The organism is Catenuloplanes niger (genome assembly GCF_031458255.1).
GTDB classification, from domain to species: Bacteria; Actinomycetota; Actinomycetes; order Mycobacteriales; family Micromonosporaceae; genus Catenuloplanes; species Catenuloplanes niger.
The window spans coordinates 2,644,263-2,666,549 of sequence record NZ_JAVDYC010000001.1; the positions used below are offsets into that span (position 1 = coordinate 2,644,263).

Sequence of the window (22,287 nt, forward strand, 5' to 3'; positions counted from 1 at the left end):
GCCGCAGGTTGCGGGGCAGCCGTCACCCAGCGGATGACCTGGCCCTTCCCATCCCCCTGCGAACCGGCCTAGCCTGGTTTTCAACACTCCCAGGAGGTCCACTGTGGCGAACGGTACCCGACCGATCGCGCCGATCCGCAAGGTGAGCGCGGCCGTCCTCGGCACCATCGCGGTGTTCATCATGCTCTTCGGCGCGGGCATGACGAGCTGGCCGATCGCGGCGCTCGGCATCGCGCTGCTCGTGCTCGCCATCAGCCTGCTGGTGACGAACGTGATGCGCCGCGGCCCGCGTGCGCTGGTCCAGGGCACCGCCGAGGTGCGCAGCATCTCCGAGGCGCCGGCCGGCCAGCAGTACGGCCGGGCCGAGATGCAGGTGCGGATCGACGCACCCGGCCTGCCGATCGCGGACGTGCGCATCCGCGACCCACGGGTCCCGGTCGACAAGTGGCCCGACCCGGGCGCGCTGCTCCCGGTCCTGGTCGCGATGGACGACATGCGGTACGCGCGGATCCAGTGGGACGACGTGCTCACCCACGCGGAGGCCGCGGCCGGCATGGGCGAGACCGCGTTCCTGGGACAGCACGACGAGGACGTCGAGGACCTGCTCCGCGAGGCGGAACAGACCCCGTGGGACCGGCGCGCGGAGGACAACCCGGGCGGGACACCGCTCTACACCGACGAGGGGTACGCGGCGAGTCCCTACACGACGGACTCGTACCCGCCGGAGCCGCCCGCGGGCGGTGGCGGCGGCGGTGCCCCGGTCGGCGGCGACATCCCGCACGGGCGCACACCGCAGGACGACCGGCCGAACCCGGTGGTCATCCGCGAGACGCCGGGCGGCGGGATAGTGCTGGAGGGCAGCTTCGTCGCGAAGGACGACCCCGGCGTCACGCAGCTCCCGCACCGGGCCCGGCGCCCCCGCCCGCACCGCACGGACGCGGCCGCGGCCGGGCACCCGACCGGCACCGCGCTCGCGGACCCGCCGCCCGCGCCGGGCGCCCGGTCCGAAGCGGACTGGTCCGAAGCCGACTGGTCCGAACCGGACTGGGACGACGACGATCGCGACCCGGAGACCGACATCCCGCTCGAGGGCGCGTGGTCGTCCCCGCCGGACGAGACCGCGGACCGGCCGTCCGTGGGCGTGACCGAGGCCGGGCGCGCCCGGATCTCCGGGCTGGACGTGCCGGACGGCGACTACTCGCCGCGCACCCGGGCCGCGGCCGACCTCGACCCGGAGATGGGCTCGGCGTACTCGCCGCGCGGCTCCGCGTCGACGGCGGCGCCGTCGGCCGGCTACTCGCCGCGGGTCGCGGGCGAGACCTCCGACCGGGGCGACGGCTACTCGCCGCGGGTGGCGCGCGAGCCGTCCGAGGCCCACGAGAGCTACTCGCCCCGGCCGGTGCGGGACGTCGACGACGAGCCGCGGTCCCACCCGGGCCGGACGCCGCGCGGCGAGGGCCGGCCCGCCGCACGCCCGCGCAGCACGGACGACGATGCGGAGGACGACACACGCCCCTCGCCCGCCGGAAGCCGCGGACGGCGGACCGATGAGGACCTAGCGGCACCGTCGCCGTTCGTGGACGACGAGGCCTACGCGGACCACGACGACGCACCACGCCCGGCGGACGACACCTCCGCGGCGGCCGAGTCCTCCGGGCACGACGGCTCCGCCGCGAGGTCCGGCTCCGACGGGTCCGCGGGGTCCGCGTTCCGGACCGCGGCCGCGGCGGCGGCCGGGGCCGCTGTGGGAGCGGCGGCGGCCCGGTTCCGCAACCGGCGGGATCGGGAGCCGGCGGGCGGCGACCACGAGGCGGAGGAGGTCGCGGACGAGCGGCCGTCGGCCCGGGACCGCTTCACGTCCGACACGGACGCGGATCCGCGGACGGGCCGGGACCGCCTCGCATCCGACGCGGACCCTGATCCGCCGTCGGGCCGTTCCGCGCCGGACGCGGACCTGGATCCGCCGACGGCGCGGAACCGCCTCGTGTCCGACGCGGATCTGGATCCGCCGTCGCCGTGGGCACGGCCGGGCGGGCTCTCGTCGTCGTCCGGTGAGCCGGGCGAGCCCGGTACGGCGCCGGGGAGTGCGCGGCGGCCGGATCCGATCACCGGGCCGGCCGACGTCGCGGTGGAGGGACCGGCGGTCGCGGCCCCTCGGACGCGCGCGGCTCGCAGCGGTCCCGTCCCAGGCTCGGAAAGCGGCGGTCCCGGCGCGGAGCAGGCGCGACCGGTCGATCGTGACGACGTGGCGGAACGCGGCGACCGGGGACCGGGCACCGGCGACGACGCCGGTGGGCGCGACGGCGGCCCGGGGCCGCGTGGTGCCGGCGCCGGCTCTCCCGGCCGCGACACCGGGCCACGTGGTGGCGATGCTTCGGCATCGCGCGGCGGCGACGAGGCCGTGGCGTGGGCGGCCGGGCGCGATCCGGCCGGTGTCGGCGAGCCGGGGCGGACGTATCGGTCGGAGACGAGCGGCGCGGCATCCGGCCGGGGCCCGGCGGCGGGTGCGGCGGGCCGAGAGGCAGCGGGTGACGCGGGCTGGAACCCGGCAGGTGACGTCGGCCGGGATCCGGCGGATGACGCAGGCCGGGAACCAACCGGCGATGCGGGCTGGAATTCAGCAGGTGACGTCGAGCGGGATGCGGCGGGTGACGCGGGCCGGGAGCCGGCGGGTGACGTCGGCCGGGATCCGGCGGCAGACGCGGGCCGCGATTCAGCGCGTACTGCGGGCTGGAATCCGGCGGGTGACGTCGGCCGGGATCCGGCGGGAGACGTCGGCCGGGATTCAGCGGGAGACGTCGGCCGGGATTTAGCAGGTAAAGCGGGCTGGAATTCAGCGGGTGACACGGGCCGGGATCCGGCGACGGGTGACGATCGCGGATTCGCGCCGGGCGAGACGTCGGCGGCCGGTGCCGCCGGGTCGGAGCCGGTCAGCGAGTCGGCGCGGAGCGCACCGAGCGGACCGGTGAAAGGCCTGATCGCGGGCGTGAAGGGTTTCCTCAACCGCCTGACCGGCCCACCGCGCGATGACGACGGCCCGGCCGCGCGCAAGCTGGCCACCGTGCCGAGACCGACGTCCACGCCGGCCGAGGACGATCCCGACCTGCCGTTCGAGGCACGGCGTCCGACGCCGAGGCCACGCCCCACCCCCGGTGAGCGCCGCCGGTCGCCCGGTGAACGGGACACCACAGCGACACGCACCACCGCTGTCCCGGCCGAGGGGCATCCCGAGCGCACGCAGCCCGATGAGCTGGACATTCCGATCGATGACGAGCCGGCGACCGGGCCCCGCCCGGAGCCGGCGGCCGCGAGCGGCACCGCAACGGCGGTGACCGCGGCGGCAGCGGCAGCAGGCGCGGCCGCGGCCACGGCAGCCGCCGACCGGGACTCCGGGACGGCGTCCGACCGGCGGTCTGACACCCCGGCCGATCAAGTCTCCGGCGCATCCGCCGGCGGCCTCACCGGCGCGGCCTCCACCGGCACGGACGACGTGCCGGATGCCCTGCGCACGACGGCGGGCGGCCGGTACTCCGCCGCCGATCCGGCCCGCGGCACCACGAGGACCGGGGACCGTGTCGAGGCTCCGGAACGGCTCGGCGAACGGGCATCCGGCACTCCCGATCGGCCTGCGGCCGATCGGCAAGCCACCGCCACGAACCAGGGCTTCGCGGGCAGCGACACCATCGGAGGTCCGACCACCGGCCGGGACACCGGCACGGGTTCCGCCACCAGCCGGAACGCCAGCACGGATTCGGCCGCCGGCCACGACACCAGCACGAGTTCCGCCACCGACCGCGACACCGACACGGGTCCGGCCACCGGCCACAACACCAGCACGGGTCCAGCCACCGGCCACGACACCAGCACGAGTTCCGCCACTGACCGCGACACCGGCACGGGTCCGGCCACTGGGACGAATCCGGCCATCGGCCGGGACACCGGCGCGGGTCGGGCGCGCAGCCGGGCCACCGAGACGGATCCGGCCACCGGCCGGGACACTGGCATGGGTTCGGCACGTGGTCTGGACACCGGCACGGGTCCGGCCACCGGACGGGACGCCGGCACGGGTGCGGCACGTGGCCGGGGCACCAGCATGGATTCGGCCATCGGCCGGGACACCGGCACGGGGCCGGTAAGCAGCGAGGACACGTCCGCGGGCTCGGGTCGCGCGGGCTCGCCGGATGTCGCGGTTGGTGGCGTCGGCGTGTCTCCGCGGACGACGGCGCCGGTACCCGCGGACGACGACATCGACATCCCGCTCCACGACGACGTCGATCTTCCGCTCGACGACGGTCCGCAGACGCCGGCCCCGAGTCGCGTCGTGCCGGGTGGGCGCGTCGCGCCCGTACCGGACCCCGTTCTGCTCACCGCTCCCGCGGCTTCGCCCGTCGAGGACGCCGACCGGACCGACCTCGACGACGGGGACTCCCGCGACCGTGCTGCCTCCGCCGCCGCATCCGGTGGCATCAGCCGCGATGACGAGCCTGCCACCGGCGGAACGGATCGGGGCTCCCCGCGGAACGACCCGCGCGGCGCCACGGTCGGCACCACCGGCGGACTTCCCTCCGGCGGGTCGACACCCGGCGAGGGTGAGCGCGGCGAGGATGAGTCCGACGGCCCGACGCGTGACGGGTCCGCGGTGACCGATACCGCTGCCGCGCCGGTGGATGGTGGCGCCCGGGTCGTGCCCGGGCGCGAGGCGGTGGTTCCGACGTCTCCCGCAGCGGGTGGCACCGTTCGCTTCACCGCTCGACCCCGCGTACCGGCTGATCAGGGGCACGACGATCCGAGCGTCGTCTCGTACCCGGCTCGTTCCGCGAAGCCGTCGCCCGGCGGCCGTGCCGAGTCGTCGGCGGCCACGGACGTCCCGGGCGCACCGGAGCGGGACATCGCCGGGCCCGACCGAGACGCCTCCGGACGCCGCGACACCGAGCGGACCGATGGCCGTCCCGACCAGCACGGATCCGATGCGGGTACCGACCGCCGCGCCGCAAGCACGGATCAGCGCGGCACGGGCACGGCCGAACGCGACGCGCACACGGACCAGCCCGGCACGGGCGCGCCCCCACGCGACGCCCGCACAGGTCAGCGCGACGCGCGCACGGACCAGCGCGAGAGCGGCGCTCCCACCCGGGAGCGTGTCCCGTGGGCGAGCACTCCGCGGCCCGCCGACGCTCCGGATCTGGCGCCCCGGCCGTACGTCAGTCCCGGCGAGGAGCCGTCCGGCGGCCTCCGGGGAGACAACCACGACGCCACCTTCCGGGCCGGCGGCGGGCGGCCGGGCGAGTCCGCGTGGTCGACCCCACCGGGAACCGGCCGGCGCACTCCCCCGCCGACCGGCTCGGGCCGCACGATCTCCGCCAGTCCGACGCCCTTCGACCTGACCGCACCCGACGCCGGCGACAACGCTCCCAGCAGCGAGAACGCGCCGACCGCCCGAGACGCGTCCAGCGGCTCTGGCGCGACCGGGGAGGGCACCGCTGCCGGGCAGGCCGGCGTCGGTGGCGAAGGACCGTCCGCGCGCTTCATCGCGCCGGCCACGGTCGGCCACGACGTCCGGACGTCGGCGGGTTCCGGCCCGGCGGACGACCGGACCGGCTCCACCGACACCGGACACCGAACCGAGCCGCACCCCGAACCGGCCTCGGCAACCGCGCCACCGACCGCGCACCCGGGCCACCCGGCCGCTCCCGCTGATCCGGACTCCAGCCGACCGAACACCGGCTCGGACGCCAGCCGACCGGCCACCGGCTCGGACTCCAGCCGACCGGGCACGGGGCCGGACACCGGCTGGTCAGCCGACAGCAGCCGACCGGCCGCGGGGCCGGACACCGGCTGGTCGGCCGGTGGTGCGGAGGCCAGCCGGTCGGTGACCGGGCCGGCGACCGCGCATCCGACCGCGGGTCTGGGGACGACCCGGCCGAACACCGGGCGGGGGCCCGCCCGGCCGGACGAGAACGCTGAGCGCGGCGGGCCGGGCACCGGTGCGGACGCCGGCGGGACGGCGCAGCCGGACGTGACCCCGACGGCGCCGCCGAATCCGCGGCTGCAACGGCCGACCGGGAACAAGATCGGGCCACCGCGGCTGCCGAAGCGCCCCACGACGATCGAGATGACGCTCATCTCGCCGCATTCGCTGCCACCGCTGGAGACCCAGGCTCCCGCAGCACCGGACCCGGTCACGCAGGCGCCCTCATCGGCGCGGGACACCGCGGCGCCGTCCACGACCGACCGCCGGGGAGCGGACACCGATCCCCGCCCGACCGCTCCGGACACCACGGGTCCAGAAACGACCGGGCCGGAAACGACCAGGTCAGACACGGCCCGCCGGCCAGACACGGCCCGGTCAGGCACGGCGCGGCCAGATACGACCAGACAGGACACAACTGGGCCAGACACGGCTGGGCCGGACATGACCAGGGCGGACATGACCGGGCGGGAGGCGGCCAGGTCGGACACCACCGGGCCGGACAGCACCGAGACGGACACGGCCCGGACCACGGCCGATGTTCCGGATGCCGCGTGGAGTCGGCCGGGGGCCGTGGCCGATGGCGCGCGTGTGCGGGATTCCCGTGCAGCGGCAGCGTCGTCGGAGGGCGGCGCCGGGCCGATGTCCGAGCGCGGCAGGCTGGGGCCGGTGCTCGGCGCACAGGTCGTGCCGGGACCGTGGAACGCGGGCGACACACCGCCGGCCGCGCTGCTCGACTCGGCGACCGCACAGCCCGCCACCCACGGCGGACCGGCCCACTCCGGACCGGCCCACTCCGGACCGGCCCACGCCGAACCGGCCCACTCCGGACCGACCCACGCGGGACCGAATCGCGCCGGATCAGCCGACAGCGAACCCGAAGCCCGAACCACCGGCACCGCCGGGGCGCCGGCGGATAACGCACAGGACGTGCCGAGCACGGCGCCGGACACACCGGGCCCGATTCGCGGCACGTCCGGCGGCGGCGCTCACGACGTACCCGCGCGGGGTGTGCCGGAGGCCGGGGAACCGGCGGCGGACGGCGGGACCGGTGCGCACGCCGGTCCGGGGCATGCGGCCGGTGCCGTGCGGGAGATCGGTGCCGGTCCGGACGGTGGGCGGGGCTCCGGGATCGGGACCGTCGGGTGGCGGGACGTGGATCCGGCGACCGCGCCGGACCGGCCGCTGAGCCGGGGTGCGCACCGGGCGCCGGACGAGGTGCGGGCCCGGTCGCGGTTCTCGGACGAGCCGGACGGCGCGTCCGTGGATGACCTGATCACGGTGTATCCGAGCGCCCGGCCGGGTGCCTCGAGCGGGATCCACGGGGTCGGCATCACGATTCTCGTGACGGAGCTGGACCGCTCGATCGAGTTCTACCGGGACGTGCTCGGCTTCCACGAGATCGACCGGGGCGAGCACGACGTGTTCCTCGCGTCCGGTGACACGCGCCTGGTGCTGCGTATCGTGTCCGACTCGCTGCCGGCTCAGGTGCGCACCGTGCACGTGAATCTCGAGGTCGGCGACGTGCGGGCGGTCTATGACGCGTTGCGGCGGAAGGGTGTCTCGTTCGCGCACGAGCCGCAGCCGATCAACCGGGGCGAGAAGCTCGAGCTGTGGGCCGCCGCGTTCGCCGACCCGGACGGCAATGGCATTACGGTGTCCCAATGGAGGACCACTCCGCCCGGATGACCCTTTTCACCCGGTTCGGCCGCCCCCACGTGGGGGCGGCCGTGCTCTGGGCGGTGTTCGTGGCGATCGCGATCGTGTCGTCCGTGCTGGTGCTGCGCCGCCCGCCGGACGACCGCCTGTCGGATCTGCACATCTACTACGGCGCGGCGGAGACGGTCCGGGCCGGTTATCCGCTGTACGGGTACGTGGCGGAGAACGGCGGCCCGTTCACCTACCCGCCGTTCGCCGCGGTCCTGTTCGTGTCGTTGACCTGGATCCCGGAGCTCGCTCTGCGGATCGTCTGGCTGGCGGCCGTGACCGGGGCCGTGGCCGCGATCGGTGCGGCGATGTCCCGCCTGCTGCCCGAGCGGACCGGCCGGTACGCCGGGTTGCTCGCGCCGGGCATCGCGATCGCCGTGCTGATCACCTCGTCCGCGCAGAGCAATCTGCGGTTCGGTCAGGTCAGCGCCTTCCTGGTGCTGCTGGCGCTGGTCGACGCGGCCGGTCTGACGCCGGCCCGGTACCGGGGCATGCTGATCGGCACGGCCGCCGCGATCAAGCTGATCCCGCTGTTGTTCGTGGCCTTCCTGCTGTGGTCGCGGCAGACCGGTGCCGCGGTGCGGGCGGCTGTCACGTTCGTCGGCTGTGGGGTGCTGGGCGCGCTGGCGTTGCCGTCGGACAGCTGGACGTACTGGTCCGGCACGGTGCTGCGCACGTCCCGGATCGGCGACCTGGCCTCGACCGGCAACCAGTCGATCAACGGGGTGCTGCTGCGCGCCGGTGTCCCGCAGACCGGTGTGTGGATCGTGCTGGCCGGCGCGGTCTGCCTGGTGGCGCTCTGGCATGCGCGCCGCGCCCACCTGTCCGGCGAGCCCGGCCGGGCCGCCGTGCTGGTCGGTTGCGCGACCGTGGCCGCCTCGCCGATCTCCTGGACGCACCACCAGGTGTGGCTGCCGCTGGCGGCGATCATGCTGATCACGGCGGGTGGCGGACGAACCGGACGCGTCGCCGGTACGGTGCTGCTGTTCGCGGCCGTGCTGTCGCCGAGCACGGTGCTGCGCGCCGCCGGCGCGTACCCCGGCTTGGCTTTCGTCGGTGACAACGCGCGGACGCTGGCCACGGTCGCGGTGTGTCTGACCGGCCTCGGTCTCGCTCACGCCGCGGCCGGCGGCCGTCCGCCCGCGCTGCCTCGCCCCCGCCCGGTCCCATCCGCCGTGCGGAAGGCGTCAGGACAGGATCGTCTTGCGTACGTGCAGGGCGTAGAGCCAGACCAGACCGAAGATGACGCCGAGCGCGGTCAGTGACCAGTGCAGGAAGCCACCGGCCAGCAGCGCGATCTGCAGTGCGCTGCCGCCGTGCCAGGCCCACGGCCGCCGCATCAGGCCGGCCAGCGCGATCGCGGCCACGGTCAGCGTGATGACCAGGCCGATCGCGACCGGCCCGAGGTCGCCGCCGAGCAACCGGATCGGCTGGATGGCGAGCAGCAGGATCACGGCTTCCATGATCAGGGTGCCGGCGCCGAGGCCGCGCACCGCGCCCTCCGGGTTACGCAGCCCGGAGGGCTTACGGTCGGGGGTGCTCATCGCTTCAACAGCGCCCGCGCGTCCGCGACCGTCACCATCGAGCCGGTGATCAGCACGCCGACGCCGCTCATGCCGCCCTCGGTGTCGGACTCGGCCAGTTCGACCGCGCGCTCGATCGCGTCCGGCATGTTCGGGAGGACGTGCACGCGGTCCTCGCCGAAGACCTCGTCCGCGATCTGGGCCAGTTCCTCCGGCGGCAGGCAGCGCGGCGACGAGTTCCGGGTGACGATGATCTCCGACAGGACCGGTTCGAGCAGCTCCAGAACGCCTTCCACGTCCTTGTCGCCGAGCATCGCGACGATGCCGACCAGGTTGCGGAACATGAACTCGTCCTCGACGGCCTTGACCGTCGCGGCCATCCCGTGCGGGTTGTGCGCGCCGTCGACCAGGATCGTCGGCGCGTGCCGGACGCGCTCCAGACGGCCGGGCGAGTCGACGTTCGCGAAACCCTCCCGGACGATGTCGATCGACAGTTCCTTGGAGTGACCCGCGCCGAGGAACGCCTCGACGGCGGCGAGCGCGACCGCCGCGTTCTGCGCCTGGTGCTCACCGTGCAGCGGCAGGAAGATCTCGTCGTACCGGGCGCCGAGGCCCTGGAGGTTGAGCATCTGGCCGCCGAGCGCGACCGCGCGCTCGATCACCCGGAACTCGCCGCCCTCGCGCGCGATGGTGGCGCCGACCTCGGCGCACCGTTCCAGGATGGGGCGTGCCGCCTCCTCGTCCTGCGCGGACGTGATCACGGTGGCGCCGGGGTGGATGATGCCGGCCTTGGCCAGCGCGATCTCCTCGATCGTGTCGCCGAGCCACTCGGTGTGGTCCAGCCCGATCGGGGTGATCACGCAGACGCCGGCCTGGATGACGTTGGTGGCGTCCTCCGCGCCGCCGAGCCCGACCTCGACCACGGCCACGTCGACCGGGGCGTCCGCGAACGTCGCGAACGCCAGCGCCGTGGTCATGTCGAAGTAGGTCAGCGGTTCCGCGTTGCGCGCGTCGATCAGCTCGGCGAGCGGCTCGACCTCGGTGTAGACCGCCGCGAACCGCTCCTCGGAGACCGGCTCGCCGTCCAGGCTGATCCGTTCGCGCACCGACTCCAGGTGCGGGCTGGTGTACCGGCCGGTGTGCAGCCCGTACGCCCGCAGCAGCGAGTCGATCATCCGGGCCGTCGACGTCTTGCCGTTCGTGCCGGTCAGGTGGATCGACGGGTACGCCCGTTGCGGGCTCCCGAGTACGTCGAGCAGATCCTCGATCTTGCCGAGGTCGAACTCCATGCGGGTGAAGCCACGCCCGTCGAGCGCGGCCACCGCCTCTTCATAACTGCTCATGCCGACTTCCGGTCTCGTCGCGACTCCGTCGTGCACGCACGACCGAGAGTCTCTGCCGCGCGTGCACGACATCGGGGCCTCCGCCGCGCATGCGCGCGGCGGAGGATGAAGCTTCAGGCCGCAGGCAGTGCCTCGAGCGCCGCCGCGATCCGGGCCAAGTCTGCCTCGGCCGCGGCCAGACGGTCCTTGATCTTCGCCACTACGGCCTCGGGTGCCTTGCCGACGAAGGCCTCGTTACCGAGCTTCGCCTGGCACTGCGCCTGCTCCTTGGCCGCGGCGGCCCGGTCCTTCTCCAGCCGCGCCCGCTCCGCCTTCACGTCGATCGTGCCGCGCGTGTCCAGCTCCACGGTCACCTGGTCGGAGACGGCCAACGTGGCGGACGCCGCGAAGTCGTCACCCACCGCGTCCAGCCGGGCCAGCGAGCGGATCAGCGACTCGTGCGCCGCGATCCCGGCCGCGTCCAGGCCGGCCAGGCGTGCCGTGACCCGCTGGGTCGGCTTCACGCCCTGGTCGGAGCGGAACCGCCGGATCTCGGTGACGACCTTCTGCAGCGTGGCCAGCTCGGCCTCGGCCGCGTCGTCGATGCGCGCCGGGACCGCGACCGGCCACGGGGCCCGCACGATCGTCTCACCGCCGGTCAGCGCCAGCCACAGCTCCTCGGTCACGAACGGCACGATCGGGTGCAGCAGCGTGAGCAGCTTGTCCAGCACCTCGCCGAGCACCCGCCGGGTCGCGTCCGCGGCCGGGCCGCCGGCCTGCATGACCGGCTTGGCCAGTTCGACGTACCAATCGCAGACGTCGTCCCAGGCGAAGTGGTACAGCGTGTCGCAGACCTTGGCGAACTCGAACGCCTCGAAGTACTGGTCGACCTCGCCGATCACGTGGTGCAGCCGGGACAGGATCCAGCGGTCCACCGTGGAGAGCTCGGCCGGCAGGTCACCCTCGACCGTCGCGCCGTTGAGCAGCGCGAACCGGGTCGCGTTCCACAGCTTGTTGTTGAAGTTCCGGGAGCCCTGCGTCCACTCCTCGGAGACCGCGACGTCCGAACCCGGGTTGGCGCCACGGGCCAGCGCGAAGCGAGTCGCGTCCGCGCCGAACCGGTCGATCCAGTCCAGCGGGTCGACGACGTTGCCGAACGACTTCGACATCTTCTTGCCGTACTGGTCGCGGACCATGCCGTGCAGCGCCACCACGTCGAACGGCTGCTTGCCGTCCATCGCGTAGAGGCCGAACATCATCATCCGGGCGACCCAGAAGAACAGGATGTCGTAGCCGGTGACCAGCACGGACGTCGGGTAGAACTTGGTCAGCTCCGGCGTGGCGTCCGGCCAGCCGAGCGTGGAGAACGGCCACAGGCCGGACGAGAACCAGGTGTCGAGCACGTCCTCGTCCTGGGTCCAGCCCTCGCCGGACGGCGGCTCCTCGTCCGGGCCGACGCAGACGATCTCGCCGGCCGGGCCGTACCAGACCGGGATCCGGTGGCCCCACCACAGCTGACGCGAGATGCACCAGTCGTGCATGTTGTCGACCCAGGCGAAGTAGCGCTTGGCCAGCTCCGGCGGCTCGATCCGGACCCGGCCGTCACGCACCGCGTCCCCGGCCGCCTGCGCGAGCGGTGTGGTGTTCACGAACCACTGCAGCGACAGGCGCGGCTCGACCGTGGTCTTGCAGCGCGAGCAGTGCCCGACCGCATGCACGTAGGGCCGCTTCTCGGCTACGATCCGGCCCTCGGCCCGCAGTGCCGCCACGATCGCCGGACGAGCCTCGAACCGGTCAAGACCCTCGAACGGCCCGGGTACGGTGACGACCGCCCGCTCGTCCATCACGGTCAGGCTGGGCAGCCCGTGCCGCTGGCCGATCTCGAAGTCGTTCGGGTCGTGGGCCGGCGTCACCTTCACCGCACCGGTGCCGAAGCTCGGGTCGACGTGCTCGTCCGCCACGATCGGGATGCGCCGGCCGGTGAGCGGCAGCTCCACCTCGGTGCCGATCAGGTGCTTGTAGCGCTCATCGTCCGGGTGGACCGCGACCGCGGTGTCGCCCAGCATGGTCTCGGCGCGCGTGGTGGCGACCACGATCGCGTTCGCACCGTCGCCGTACCGGATCGAGACCAGCTCGCCGTCGTCGTCGGTGTGCTCGACCTCGATGTCGGACAGCGCGGTCAGGCAGCGCGGGCACCAGTTGATGATCCGGTTCGCGCGGTAGATCAGGCCGTCGTCGTACAGCTTCTTGAAGATGGTCTGGACCGCGCGGGACAGGCCCTCGTCCATGGTGAAGCGCTCGCGGCTCCAGTCGACGGAGTCGCCGAGCCGGCGCATCTGGCCGAGGATCGCGCCACCGGACTCCGCCTTCCACTGCCAGACGCGCTCGACGAACGCCTCCCGGCCCAGGTCGTGACGGGACTGGCCGTTGGCGGCAAGCTGACGCTCCACCACGTTCTGCGTGGCGATGCCGGCGTGATCCATGCCGGGCAACCAGAGCGTCTCGAAGCCCTGCATCCGCTTACGCCGGATGATCGCGTCCTGGATCGTGTGGTCCAGCGCGTGGCCGACGTGCAGCGAGCCGGTCACGTTCGGCGGCGGGATGACGATGGTGAACGGCGGCTTGTCACTGGTGGCGTCCGCCGTGAAGTACCCGTTGGATACCCACGACTCGTACCGCCGCTGCTCTACCTCAGCCGGCGCGTACTGGCTGGGGAGTTCGGTGGTCGGGTTCGTGCGGGCATCCGTCGTATCGGTCACCCGTCGATTCTACGGACCTGCGACGGAGTGCCCTTCCCGGGGTTGAAACACATCAGGGCCACCCCGCGAGGGGTGGCCCTGATCATGAAGAAGTCCGGCGGCGTCCTACTCTCCCACACCCTCCCGAGTGCAGTACCATCGGCGCTGAAAGGCTTAGCTTCCGGGTTCGGAATGTAACCGGGCGTTTCCCTCTCGCTATAACCGCCGTAACACTATGAACTTAACCGGGTACCTTCACGGTTGTTTGTTCAGATATCACACAGTGGACGCGAGCATACTTTCAAAGTTTGTGTAGTCAAGTCCTCGGCCTATTAGTACCGGTCAACTCAACACGTTACCGTGCTTACATCTCCGGCCTATCAACCCAGTCATCTACTGGGAGCCTTACCCCACCGAAGTGGGTGGGATACCTCATCTTGAAGCGAGCTTCCCGCTTAGATGCTTTCAGCGGTTATCCCTTCCGAACGTAGCCAACCAGCCATGCCCATGGCAGGACAACTGGCACACCAGAGGTTCGTCCGTCCCGGTCCTCTCGTACTAGGGACAGCCCTTCTCAAGTATCCTACGCGCGCGGCGGATAGGGACCGAACTGTCTCACGACGTTCTAAACCCAGCTCGCGTACCGCTTTAATGGGCGAACAGCCCAACCCTTGGGACCTGCTACAGCCCCAGGATGCGACGAGCCGACATCGAGGTGCCAAACCATCCCGTCGATATGGACTCTTGGGGAAGATCAGCCTGTTATCCCCGGGGTACCTTTTATCCGTTGAGCGACACCGCTTCCACACGCAAGTGCCGGATCACTAGTCCCGACTTTCGTCCCTGCTCGACCCGTCAGTCTCACAGTCAAGCTCCCTTGTGCACTTACACTCAACACCTGATTGCCAACCAGGCTGAGGGAACCTTTGGGCGCCTCCGTTACCCTTTAGGAGGCAACCGCCCCAGTTAAACTACCCACCAGACACTGTCCCTGAACCCGATAAGGGCCCGAAGTTAGATACCCAGATCAACCAGAGTGGTATTTCAAGATTGCCTCCACCCGAACTGGCGTCCGAGCTTCACCGGCTCCCACCTATCCTACACAAGCCAACCCAAATACCAATGTCAAGCTATAGTAAAGGTCCCGGGGTCTTTCCGTCCTGCCGCGCGTAACGAGCATCTTTACTCGTACTGCAATTTCGCCGGGCCTGTGGTTGAGACAGTGGGGAAGTCGTTACGCCATTCGTGCAGGTCGGAACTTACCCGACAAGGAATTTCGCTACCTTAGGATGGTTATAGTTACCACCGCCGTTTACTGGCGCTTAAGTTCTCAGCCTCGCCCCGAAGAGCTAACCGGTCCCCTTAACGTTCCAGCACCGGGCAGGCGTCAGTCCATATACATCGTCTTACGACTTCGCATGGACCTGTGTTTTTAGTAAACAGTCGCTTCCCCCTGCTCTCTGCGGCCATACCACGCTCCACCAGCAAGTGGCTTCACGCGTCCGGCCCCCCTTCTCCCTAAGTTACGGGGGCAATTTGCCGAGTTCCTTAACCACAGTTCACCCGTCGCCTCGGTATTCTCTACCTGACCACCTGTGTCGGTTTAGGGTACGGGCCGCTCGGAACTCGCTAGAGGCTTTTCTCGGCAGCATAGGATCACTGACTTCACCTGAATCGGCTCGGCATCACGTCTCAGCCTATATGTGCCACGGATTTGCCTATGACACGGCCTACACGCTTACCCCGGCACAACCACTCACCGGGCTCAGCTACCTTCCTGCGTCACCCCATCGCTTGCCTACTACCCACCAGGATCCCAGGCTCGTTACCTTCAGACCGAAGTCATCCGGTAACTCACGTGGTTAGCACAGTGAGGTTCGGCAGGGACGCTCCTTCGCGGGTACGGGAATATCAACCCGTTGTCCATCGACTACGCCTCTCGGCCTCGCCTTAGGTCCCGACTCACCCAGGGCGGATTAGCCTGGCCCTGGAACCCTTGGTCATCCGGCGGAAGGGATTCTCACCCTTCATTCGCTACTCATGCCTGCATTCTCACTCGTCCAGCGTCCACCACTCGGTCACCCGGCAGCTTCACCCGCTGAACGACGCTCCCCTACCCATCCACGATCACTCGTGAATGCCACAGCTTCGGCGGTGTACTTGAGCCCCGCTACATTGTCGGCGCGGAACCACTTGACCAGTGAGCTATTACGCACTCTTTAAAGGGTGGCTGCTTCTAAGCCAACCTCCTGGTTGTCAATGCGATCCCACATCCTTTTCCACTTAGCACACGCTTAGGGGCCTTAGCTGGCGATCTGGGCTGTTTCCCTCTCGACTACGAAGCTTATCCCCCGCAGTCTCACTGCCACGCTCTCACTTACCGGCATTCGGAGTTTGGCTGACTTCAGTAACCTTGTAGGGCCCCTAGGCCATCCAGTGCTCTACCTCCGGCAAGAAACACGCAACGCTGCACCTAAATGCATTTCGGGGAGAACCAGCTATCACGGAGTTTGATTGGCCTTTCACCCCTAACCACAGGTCATCCCCCAACTTTTCAACGTTGGTGGGTTCGGCCCTCCACACGGTCTTACCCGCGCTTCAGCCTGCCCATGGCTAGATCACCCCGCTTCGGGTCTAGAACATGCGACTCAGACGCCCTATTCAGACTCGCTTTCGCTACGGCTACCCCACCCGGGTTAACCTCGCCACATGCCACTAACTCGCAGGCTCATTCTTCAAAAGGCACGCCGTCACCCCTAAAGGCTCCGACGGATTGTAGGCGAACGGTTTCAGGTACTATTTCACTCCCCTCCCGGGGTACTTTTCACCATTCCCTCACGGTACTCGTCCGCTATCGGTCACCAGGAAGTATTCAGCCTTACCAGGTGGTCCTGGCAGATTCACAGCAGATTTCAGGAGTCCGCTGCTACTCGGGTGCCATCACGAAAGGTCGACTATTTTCACGTACCGGACTTTCACCGTCTACGGCCAGACATTCCAGACTGTTCCGTTAACAATCGACTTTGTAACTTTCGTCCAACGTGTCAGCGTTGAAAAGATGGTCCCACGACCCCGATAACGCAACCCCTGACAGGTATCACGCGATATCGGTTTAGGCTAGATCCGCTTTCGCTCGCCACTACTCGCGGAATCACGTGTTGTTTTCTCTTCCTGCGGGTACTGAGATGTTTCACTTCCCCGCGTTCCCTCCACGTATCCTATGAATTCAGATACGGGTGACACCACATGACTGGTGCCGGGTTCCCCCATTCGGAAATCCTGGGATCACAGCTTGGTTGACAGCTCCCCCAGGCGTATCGTCGCCTCCCACGTCCTTCATCGGCTCCTGGTGCCAAGGCATCCACCGTTCGCCCTTGACAACTTGACCTACAGAAAACAAAGATGCTCGCGTCCACTGTGCAATTCTCAACAAACAACCAACCCACAACCACCACGCTTCACACCAAGACCAGCCCACCGGCTGCGGTATGTGATGCAAGGTCATGCCTGGCGTTCAGTTCTCCGAAGTACAACCCGTAGGTTGTTCCTTCAGGACTCAACAGGGTGCTTATCAACTCGTGCTAGCCGCACCGAACCTTGACACCGTTCCTTCCCCATTACTGAGGTGTACTAGGTAGGTCGGCCGTTGCCGGCTCTCGTCTAGGCCAGCGTCTCCGCCTATGAGCGCCCCGGTTCTGCATTCGAGAACCGCGGGCTCCTTACGCTCTTTCGAGCGAAGGTGCTCCTTAGAAAGGAGGTGATCCAGCCGCACCTTCCGGTACGGCTACCTTGTTACGACTTCGTCCCAATCGCCAGCCCCACCTTCGACGGCTCCCTCCACAAGGGTTGGGCCACCGGCTTCGGGTGTTGCCGACTTTCGTGACGTGACGGGCGGTGTGTACAAGGCCCGGGAACGTATTCACCGCAGCGTTGCTGATCTGCGATTACTAGCGACTCCGACTTCACGGGGTCGAGTTGCAGACCCCGATCCGAACTGAGACCGGCTTTTTGGGATTCGCTCCACCTCACGGTATCGCAGCCCATTGTACCGGCCATTGTAGCATGCGTGAAGCCCTGGACATAAGGGGCATGATGACTTGACGTCATCCCCACCTTCCTCCGAGTTGACCCCGGCAGTCTCCCATGAGTCCCCACCACTACGTGCTGGCAACATGGAACGAGGGTTGCGCTCGTTGCGGGACTTAACCCAACATCTCACGACACGAGCTGACGACAGCCATGCACCACCTGTCACCGCCCCCGAAGGACCCCCCATCTCTGGAGGATTTGCGGTGATGTCAAACCCAGGTAAGGTTCTTCGCGTCGCATCGAATTAATCCGCATGCTCCGCCGCTTGTGCGGGCCCCCGTCAATTCCTTTGAGTTTTAGCCTTGCGGCCGTACTCCCCAGGCGGGGCGCTTAATGCGTTAGCTGCGGCACAGAGGACCGGAGAGGCCCCCCACACCTAGCGCCCAACGTTTACAGCGTGGACTACCAGGGTATCTAATCCTGTTCGCTCCCCACGCTTTCGCTCCTCAGCGTCAGTATCGGCCCAGAGACCCGCCTTCGCCACCGGTGTTCCTCCTGATATCTGCGCATTTCACCGCTACACCAGGAATTCCAGTCTCCCCTACCGAACTCTAGCCTGCCCGTATCGAATGCAGACCCGCAGTTGAGCCACGGGATTTCACATTCGACGCGACAAGCCGCCTACGAGCTCTTTACGCCCAATAAATCCGGACAACGCTCGCGCCCTACGTCTTACCGCGGCTGCTGGCACGTAGTTGGCCGGCGCTTCTTCTGCAGGTACCGTCACTTGCGCTTCGTCCCTGCTGAAAGAGGTTTACAACCCGAAGGCCGTCATCCCTCACGCGGCGTCGCTGCATCAGGCTTCCGCCCATTGTGCAATATTCCCCACTGCTGCCTCCCGTAGGAGTCTGGGCCGTGTCTCAGTCCCAGTGTGGCCGGTCGCCCTCTCAGGCCGGCTACCCGTCGTCGCCTTGGTAGGCCATTACCCCACCAACAAGCTGATAGGCCGCGAGTCCATCCCAGACCGAAAAACTTTCCCGACGAATCCATGCGAACCCGAAGGAGTATCCGGTATTAGCCCCCGTTTCCGAGGGTTATCCCAAAGTCTAGGGCAGGTTACTCACGTGTTACTCACCCGTTCGCCGCTCGAGTACCCCGAAGGGCCTTTCCGCTCGACTTGCATGTGTTAAGCACGCCGCCAGCGTTCGTCCTGAGCCAGGATCAAACTCTCCAACGAAATCTAGAGAAAATCTGTCCCGACAGTAATCAAACTGCCAAAGGAATCCAACCAGACATCAAAATGCCCGGCCGGGGTATAAATCAATTGGCACTGGCTTTTAAAGCACCCTGTTGAGTTCTCAAAGAACAACCACACACCACGCTCGAACCGGGCCAACCCGCCCCAAGCGATGGGGTATTTCGTCCGTTCCGTACCCTTTGTCTCCGCCGGGCACTTGGTCTATCTTACCGGTCGTTTTCGCTCTGTCAAGTCCGTTCTCCGTGCGGAGCTAGCGGATCTTTCAGGAGCAACGCCCGGGTCTCCCCATGCTGACGCACATCGTTTCCGATGTCCGGCAGTTCGAGGAATCCTGCGGACCGGCCCCCGACCTCAGAGCACTCAAAGCGCTCGGATCGTTCTTGCCCGGCTCCCGCTGGCTGTCCTACTCTACCCGGTCGGTTTCGCGGCTCCAAATCGGGGTCACCCGATCCGTTCGCACCACCCGGTTGCCCCGGTTCCGGCCTCTCAGCGGCTTTCGCCCTGTTCGTCCGGTTCCCCGTGGCGAAGAGAAAGTTACGCGGCCACCGCCCGGGAACACAAATCATGATCCGTCGATGGGACCGATCCGCCCCTCCGGCATCGATGTCCGCAACGCACTCCCGATGCCCGGTTCCGCGTGCCACAGTTGGCGACATGGCAACCGACACGCCCGCGACGAGCCCGGCGGCCGACGCGCTGCTCGGCCAGCTCTTCCCGCTGTGGCACCTGGTCATCGGCGGTGTCGTACTGATCGTGCTCGTGCTCTCGGTCCGCCGTCTCGCCGCCCGGGGCCAGACCCGCATGACCACCGCACTGCTCGTCACCGGCACCGCCATCGCCGGTCTCACCGCCCTCGGAATCTTCTTCGAAGCCCGCTGACCCCGCCCGGCACCCGGCCGCGGTGTCCGGCACGCGGCGAAACGGCTGCCGGCCCGTCGACCACGGTCGCGCCCGGGCCGGCGAGTGACGGCGTCCGGCGCTCCCCCGGCGCGGTACCGCAACGGTCAGCCGCGCAGGTGCCGCGCCAGGCGGGCGTCGGGCGTTCTGCCGTAGGAGAACTCGGCCGGCGTTCGCCCGCCACGCTGGATCCTCGCGTCGCCGTACCCGGCGACGCTCAGGGCCGATGCACGCGGAAGTGGGACATCGCGGTCTCCACCTCCTCCTCGGTCAGGTGCCGGCCGGGCAGCGGCGTCGGCGCGTCGCGACGGGCCGCGAGACCGTCCCGGAGGACGGTCAGGTAGCGCAGCCACACGTCCGGACCGACCGGCCTGCTGTAGTCGGTCACGGCCCCGATCATGACCATCAGCACCGGTACGTCCGAGGGGTGCAGGTCCTCGCGGAGCACCCCGGCGGCCTTGGCCCGGTCGAACAGCCGCGTGACGGCCGGCGTGAGCCGCTCCCGGACCAGCGTGACCCGGTCCCCGGAGTATCGGCTGCCGAGCATCACCTCACGCAGGCCGCGATCGCCGGCCTGGAGGTCGGCGATCGTGCGGAACCACCGGTCCAGCGCGACGGCCGGGTCGGGTTCGTCCGCGGCGGCCTCGGCGAGCTGCGCCAGCCGGTCCATCTTCGACTCGAACAGCGCCTCGACCAGCGCGTCCTTGGTGGGAAAGCGCCGGTAGACGGTGCCGACGCCAAGCCCCGCGTGGTGGGCGATGTCGTCGAGCGTCACGTCGAGACCCTGGACGGCGAACAACTCACGGGCCGCCTCGAGGATCCGCTGCCGGTTGAGCTCGGCGTCCCGGCGCAGCGGTTTGGCGGACATGTGACGAGTCTAGCAATAAGTGGAGAGCTGACCTCAACTTGTCGTTAAACTGGAGAACGCACCTCCACTTCACCTTTCGAAGGAATCCCATGACCGAGACGGCTCACGGCCGCCGCTGGCTGATCCTCGCCGTGCTCGGCGTCGCCCAGCTCATGGTGGTGCTCGACGCCACCATCGTGAACATCGCCCTGCCCACCGCCCAGCACGACCTCGGCTTCTCCGACGCCGACCGGCAGTGGGTCATCACCGCGTACGCGCTGGCCTTCGGCAGTCTGCTGCTGCTCGGCGGCCGGATCGCCGACCTGTTCGGCCGCAGGACCACGTTCCTGACCGGCCTCGCCGGGTTCGCCATCGCGTCCGCGCTCGGTGGTGCCGCGCCCAACTTCGAGACGCTCGTGGCCGCCCGCGCACTGCAGGGCATCTTCGGCGCACTGCTCGCCCCGGCCGCACTGTCGCTGCTCACCACCACGTTCACCGACCCGGCCGAGCGCGGCAAGGCGTTCGGCATCTTCGGCGCGCTCGCCGGTGGTGGCGGCGGCATCGGCCTGCTGCTCGGCGGCGTCCTCACCGAGCACCTGTCCTGGCGGTGGTGCCTCTACGTCAACCTGATCTTCGCGGCCGTCGCATTCGCCGGTGGCGTCGCGTTCCTGAGCCACCAGCGGCCGGCCCACCGGCCCGCGCTCGACGTCCCCGGCGTGATCACCGTGTCGGCCGGCCTGTTCGGTCTGGTCTACGGGTTCGCCAACGCCGAGACCGAGGGCTGGTCCGACCCGATGTGCTGGGGCTTCCTCGCCGCCGGCGTCGTCCTCATCGTCGTCTTCGTCGTCCTGCAGACCCGCGTACCGCACCCGCTGCTGCCGTTGCGTGTGATCCTCGACCGTGGCCGCGCCGGCTCGTACATCGCGGTGGCGGTCTCCGGCGCGGGCATCTTCGGCGTCTCGCTCTTCCTCACCTACTACCTGCAGGCCGTACGCGGATACAGCCCGGTCGAGACCGGCCTGGCGTTCCTGCCGCAGATCGGCGGCACCATGTTGGCCGCGACCACCGGAAACGCCGTGCTGGTCCGCCGCTTCGGCGCCCGGCCGCTGGTCACCCTCGGCATGGTGCTGTCCGGCCTCGGCATGGCGTGGATGACGCTGCTCGAAGCGGACTCCGCCTACGCGGCCCACGTGCTCCCGCCGCTGATCACCCTCGGCATCGGCTTCGGTCTGATCATCGCCCCGGCGATGAGCACCGCCACGTCCGGCGTCGACCCCGCCGACGCCGGCGTCGCCTCCGCCACGGTCAACACGTCCCAGCAGGTCGGCGGCTCGATCGGCACCGCGCTGCTGAACACGCTCGCCGCGTCCGCCGCAGCCGACTACCTGGCCGGCCGCCAGCCGACCGCGGACGCGATCATCCAGTCGCAGCTCGCCAGCTACCACACCGCCTTCTGGTGGACGGCGGCGTTCTTCGCGGTCGGCGCGCTCACCTGCGGACTGCTGCTGCCGTCCGGCCGCCCGGTCCACAACCCGGACGCCGAACCAGCGCTGGTCCACTGACCGACATCGCCACCGGCGAGCACCCACCGCATCGCTCGCTCCGCGGGCCCGAGACGCGAGCCGGCGTGGGCGAGCCACGCGCCGCGTGCCACGTGGCAGCAAGCACGTGGCGCATGGCCCAGGCCACAAGCCGCGCGGCGCGCGGCGCGGCCACAAGCCGCAGGCCGCGCGGCGCAGGCCGTAAGCCGCACGACGCGCGGCGCAGGCCGTAAGCCGCACGGCGCGCGGCGCAGGCCGTAAGCCGCACGGCGCGCGGCGGATGGCGTGGCACGAGCCGCACACCCTAGGTGGCCGGAAGCCTCAACGATGCGGGCCCGCGGACCCCAGGAACCACCAAACCGCGGGATCGCGGGCGAACTTGATGGTGCGGTGCCGGAGGTGCGCCGGAATGTGCATGGTCCGCGAACCGCACGATTCGCGAGACCGTCACCGGACC

Annotated in this window: 8 protein-coding genes and 3 rRNA genes; 4 read left to right on the forward strand and 7 right to left on the reverse strand. The window is 69.5% G+C overall.

What is annotated here, in order from left to right:
- Nucleotides 1-103 precede the first annotated feature (103 nt).
- Together J2S44_RS11445 and J2S44_RS11450 are read left to right on the forward strand one after the other, a co-directional pair.
- Nucleotides 104-7,657, forward strand: a complete 7,554-nt coding sequence (locus tag J2S44_RS11445; RefSeq protein WP_310411838.1) for a VOC family protein — start codon at nt 104-106, stop codon at nt 7,655-7,657.
- Complete coding sequence (locus J2S44_RS11450) at nt 7,633-8,940, forward strand: glycosyltransferase 87 family protein (RefSeq protein WP_310411841.1); 1,308 nt, start codon at nt 7,633-7,635, stop codon at nt 8,938-8,940. Before J2S44_RS11445 ends, J2S44_RS11450 begins: the two co-directional genes overlap by 25 nt.
- Here the strand turns inward: J2S44_RS11450 and J2S44_RS11455 are convergent.
- The 6 genes from J2S44_RS11455 to J2S44_RS11480 all read right to left on the reverse strand — a co-directional run bounded on the left by J2S44_RS11455 (nt 8,863) and on the right by J2S44_RS11480 (nt 18,524).
- The gene (locus tag J2S44_RS11455) at nt 8,863-9,219 is read right to left on the reverse strand and encodes a DUF4233 domain-containing protein (RefSeq protein ID WP_310411844.1); all 357 of its coding nucleotides are present in this window, start codon (nt 9,217-9,219) and stop codon (nt 8,863-8,865) included. The genes J2S44_RS11450 and J2S44_RS11455 overlap by 78 nt on opposite strands.
- Complete coding sequence (locus J2S44_RS11460; protein WP_310411847.1) at nt 9,216-10,541, reverse strand: bifunctional folylpolyglutamate synthase/dihydrofolate synthase; 1,326 nt, start codon at nt 10,539-10,541, stop codon at nt 9,216-9,218. Before J2S44_RS11460 ends, J2S44_RS11455 begins: the two co-directional genes overlap by 4 nt.
- Nucleotides 10,542-10,654: 113 nt before the next feature.
- Nucleotides 10,655-13,279 carry a valine--tRNA ligase gene (locus tag J2S44_RS11465; RefSeq protein WP_310411850.1) on the reverse strand — a complete coding sequence of 875 codons (2,625 nt, stop codon included), beginning with the start codon at nt 13,277-13,279 and terminating at the stop codon, nt 10,655-10,657.
- Nucleotides 13,280-13,371: 92 nt separating this feature from the next.
- Nucleotides 13,372-13,488, reverse strand: a 5S ribosomal RNA gene (gene rrf, locus J2S44_RS11470).
- Nucleotides 13,489-13,570: 82 nt separating this feature from the next.
- Nucleotides 13,571-16,646 (reverse strand): 23S ribosomal RNA (locus J2S44_RS11475).
- 362 nt (nt 16,647-17,008) lie between these two features.
- Nucleotides 17,009-18,524 (reverse strand): 16S ribosomal RNA (locus tag J2S44_RS11480).
- Together the 16S, 23S and 5S rRNA genes form the textbook arrangement of a ribosomal RNA operon.
- A 675-nt stretch (nt 18,525-19,199) precedes the next feature.
- On the opposite strand from J2S44_RS11480, the gene J2S44_RS11485 reads away from it, so the two are divergent.
- Nucleotides 19,200-19,424, forward strand: a complete 225-nt coding sequence (locus J2S44_RS11485; protein ID WP_310411853.1) for a hypothetical protein — start codon at nt 19,200-19,202, stop codon at nt 19,422-19,424.
- 235 nt (nt 19,425-19,659) lie between these two features.
- Here J2S44_RS11485 and J2S44_RS11490 read toward each other — a convergent pair whose 3' ends face one another.
- Entirely contained in the window at nt 19,660-20,310 is a 651-nt protein-coding gene (locus tag J2S44_RS11490; RefSeq protein ID WP_310411856.1) for a TetR/AcrR family transcriptional regulator, read from the reverse strand.
- Nucleotides 20,311-20,399: 89 nt separating this feature from the next.
- On the opposite strand from J2S44_RS11490, the gene J2S44_RS11495 reads away from it, so the two are divergent.
- A complete protein-coding gene (locus J2S44_RS11495; RefSeq protein ID WP_310411859.1) occupies nt 20,400-21,851 on the forward strand; it encodes an MFS transporter in 1,452 nt (483 codons plus the stop codon).
- Nucleotides 21,852-22,287: the final 436 nt, after the last annotated feature.